Origin of the sequence: Corallococcus carmarthensis (genome assembly GCF_003611695.1) — a bacterium.
Lineage (GTDB): Bacteria > Myxococcota > Myxococcia > Myxococcales > Myxococcaceae > Corallococcus > Corallococcus carmarthensis.
Genome location: NZ_RAWE01000404.1, coordinates 1 through 3,287, shown reverse-complemented (window position 1 = coordinate 3,287; position 3,287 = coordinate 1). Strand labels below are relative to the sequence as shown.

General features: G+C 74.8%; 3 protein-coding genes. 2 read left to right on the top strand and 1 reads right to left on the bottom strand.

The window, feature by feature from the left end; genetic code table 11:
- Positions 1–184 precede the first annotated feature (184 nt).
- On the top strand, positions 185–820 hold the full coding sequence (locus D7X32_RS43725; RefSeq protein ID WP_120608384.1) for a helix-turn-helix transcriptional regulator: 636 nt from the start codon (positions 185–187) through the stop codon (positions 818–820).
- 47 nt (positions 821–867) lie between these two features.
- On the opposite strand, the gene D7X32_RS43720 is transcribed toward D7X32_RS43725, so the two are convergent.
- The gene (locus tag D7X32_RS43720; RefSeq protein ID WP_120608383.1) at positions 868–1,392 is read right to left on the bottom strand and encodes a phage tail protein; all 525 of its coding nucleotides are present in this window, start codon (positions 1,390–1,392) and stop codon (positions 868–870) included.
- Between the two features lie 184 nt (positions 1,393–1,576).
- Here D7X32_RS43720 and D7X32_RS43715 point away from each other — a divergent pair.
- Positions 1,577–3,287: collagen-like domain-containing protein (locus D7X32_RS43715; RefSeq protein WP_244239515.1), on the top strand; the 1,711-nt coding region annotated here is incomplete at its 3' end.

The window sequence follows — 3,287 nt, the reverse complement described above, 5'->3', positions numbered from 1 at the left end:
GACTCGGGGGACGGAAGGCGCGGCGCGCGGACGCTGCTCCAGGCGCTCTTAGGCGCGTGGGTGCCCGCTTCGCAAGGGTGGGCGGACAGGAGCGGCGTGGCGCTGTCGGGAGGGCTTCGCATCGCTGGGGCTCGCCCCCAGCTTGAGGGCCCCGGCTGACAGCGGTATGTCAGGATTCACCGCCATGCAGCGCACCGAGCGACTCTTCGCCCTCGCGGAGTATTTGAGGGGCCGCCGCACCGGCGTCACCGCGGAGGTGCTCGCGGAGCGCTTCAGCGTGACGGTGCGGACCATCTACCGGGACCTGGACGCGTTGCGCGCCGCGGCGCTGCCGGTGGGCGCGGAGCGGGGACGGGGCGGAGGCTACGCGCTGGACCGGGGCTACAGCCTGCCGCCGGTGAACTTCACCGCGCGCGAGGCGGCGCTGGTGGTGGCGCTGGGGCGCTTCGCCATTGGCATGCGGCTGTTGCCCTTCACGGGGACGCTGGAGTCGGCGCTCGACAAGGTGCGCTCGGCGCTGTCCACGTCCGCGCAGCGCGAGCTGCTGGACCGGCTGCGGGAGCTCACGTTCCTGGGCGTGCCGTCGCTGCCCACGCGCAAGCCCGTGAGGGAGGCGCTGGAGCGCGCGTGGTTCGAGCGCCAGCCGCTGCGCATCACCTACGTGGACGGCAACTTCCTGGAGACGGTGCGCGACGTGCGCATCGAGTCCGTGGTGATGGACCGGCACGAGACGCGGCTGGACGCGGTGGACCTGGCGTCCGGCGAGCGGCGCCACTTCCGGTTGGACCGCATCACCCGCGCGGAGGTCGTGGGCGCCTGAGGCGCGAGGGCCCGCGCTCCTGGCGCGGTGCCCTCCTGTTCCGTGCCTCAGCCGCGCGAGGGGAAGACGCCCTCTGTCGCGATGATGAAGTTCACGCACGTGTACGGGTTCATGATGGGCACGGGCTGGCTGCCGCCGGCGATGCCCACGGCCTGCGGACCCATCACCGTGCTGGGGTTCGTCACGTACGGGGTGGGGGTGGTGCCCGGGGGATAGGCCGCGAGGTACGCGCCCTCCGGGCTCTCCGTGTTGCCCTCCTGGTTGCTGGCCATCAGCGGGTGGGTGTGCGCCGGCATCTGGGGAGAGATGAGCGTCACCGCCTGCTGGCCGGACACCTCTCCCAGCGTGTGCGGCGCCAGGCCCGGGCCCTGGCCCGGCTGCATGGGGAAGCGGCCCCGCAGGTCCGGCAGCGCGAACGTCGTCGTCCCGTTGCCGCCGTACGTGGTGCCCAGGATGGCGAAGAGGGCCTGGTTCTGCGCGATGGGCAGCAGCGCGCCGTTACACAACAACCACCCGCGCGGTGCGAAATCGCCTCCAAACATGATGATCTGCCCAATGTACGGCTCGGACATGGTGCCTCCTGGCGTGACTGTGGGTGTTGGTCGTTGAACAGACCATGGGCCGCCTCCAGGCGAAAGCGCGCGGTGCGTCATCCGGCAGACAGACTTCAAGTGTGCGAGGCTTCACAACCGCGACGGCGTCGCGGCCCTACTCCGCACGTCGCCGCATCGACTGTCGTTGGGGAGGTCCCGGTCCATGCCGCTTCGAGCTTTCTTGCCCCTGCGTGGGGAGTTCTCGCGTTTCCGTGTGCTGTCGCTCTGCGCGACGTTGATGCTGTCCGCTTGCACGGAGGGAACGGCGGGCGATGGCCCGGCGGGCCCCGAGGGTCCTCCGGGGCCCGCGGGCGCGACGGGCCCCTCGGGTCCGGCCGGCCCGCAGGGTGAGAAGGGCGCCATTGGTGAACCCGGCCTGTCGGGTCCCCAGGGTGAGCAGGGCCCGCCGGGTGCTGGCGCGCCCGGTCCGCAGGGCATCCCGGGCGTGCAGGGGCCGGCGGGCGCGACGGGCCCCCAGGGCCCCATCGGCCTGACGGGCCCCATGGGTCCGCAGGGCATCGCGGGCCCCACGGGGCCGCAGGGCGCGAAGGGAGACACGGGCCCTGCCGGCGCGAAGGGCGACACGGGCGCGAAGGGCGACACGGGCGACGTCGGTCCCGCGGGCCCCACGGGCGCGAAGGGCGACACGGGCGCGGCAGGTCCGACGGGGGCCGCGGGCGCCAAGGGTGACAAGGGCGACACGGGCGATGTCGGTCCCGCGGGCCCCACGGGCGCGAAGGGCGACACCGGCGCGGTGGGCCCCGCGGGTGCGACGGGTCCTGCTGGCGCGAAGGGAGACACCGGCGCGGCGGGCCCCACGGGCGCGACGGGCGCGGTGGGCCCCGCGGGCGCGACGGGCCCTGCTGGCGCGAAGGGCGACACGGGCGCGGCCGGGCCCACGGGCGCGACGGGCGCGGTGGGCCCTGCCGGCGCGACGGGTCCTGCTGGCGCGAAGGGTGACACGGGCGCGGCCGGGCCCACGGGCGCGACGGGCGCGACGGGCGCGGTGGGACCTGCCGGCGCGACCGGCCCCGCGGGAGCGCAGGGGCCGACGGGCGCCACGGGAGCGCAGGGTCCGCAGGGGCCGTCGGGCTCGGTGGGGCTCTACGGCGATGGCTCGGCGGGCGCGCTCACCGTGGCCTCCGGCCAGACCTTGGACCTCAGCCAGCCCGCGGGGGTGGCCCTGTTGCCCGCGGGCTTCAACCTCCAGTTCAGCAGCATCACCATCATCGGGCAGCTCATCGTTCCCAGCGGCACGGTGCTGCGCTCCTCCGGTGACATCACCGTGAACGGTACGCTCACCGTCCAGCCGGGCGCGGAGGACCTGGGCGGCGGTGAGGCCCCCACGGGCGTCGCCCGGACGGCGGCGGCGGCCTACAACGGTGGCGTGGGGCTGACGTCGTTCCAGGGCGCCCAGGTGCGCCGGGTGCAGTCGGCGTCGGGCGGAGCCGGCGCGCGCCTCTACGCGGGCGCGAGTGCCGACGGTGGCGCGGGCGGCGGCGCGGTGCTCCTGGCCGCGCGCGGCAACATCCGCATCGTCACCGGGTCCAACATCAACGCGAACGGGCAGAACGGCGTGAACCCGGGGACCGCCGGTGTGTCCATCGTGGGCACGGGCGGCGGCGGAGGCGGCATCGTGCTGGTCGCGGCGAAGGGAAGCATCACGCTGGGCGGCACCATCCGCGCGCAGGGCGGCAGCGGCGCGAACGGCTTCAACGGCAACGGCGGCACGGGTGAAGGCGGCGGCGGCGGCGGTGGCGGTGGCATCGTCCACTTCATCTCCTCCACCTCCGCCAGCGTGACGGGCTCAGTGGTGGTGTCGGGCGGCGCGGCCGGCGCCAATGCGGCGGCCGTGTCACCCTCGACCACCATCC

Excerpts from the sequence above, each read along its gene's own strand:
- D7X32_RS43725 (WP_120608384.1), top strand. The coding sequence starts at position 185 with ATGCAGCGCACCGAGCGACTCTTCGCCCTCGCGGAGTATTTGAGGGGC.
- D7X32_RS43720 (WP_120608383.1), bottom strand. The coding sequence starts at position 1,392 with ATGTCCGAGCCGTACATTGGGCAGATCATCATGTTTGGAGGCGATTTC.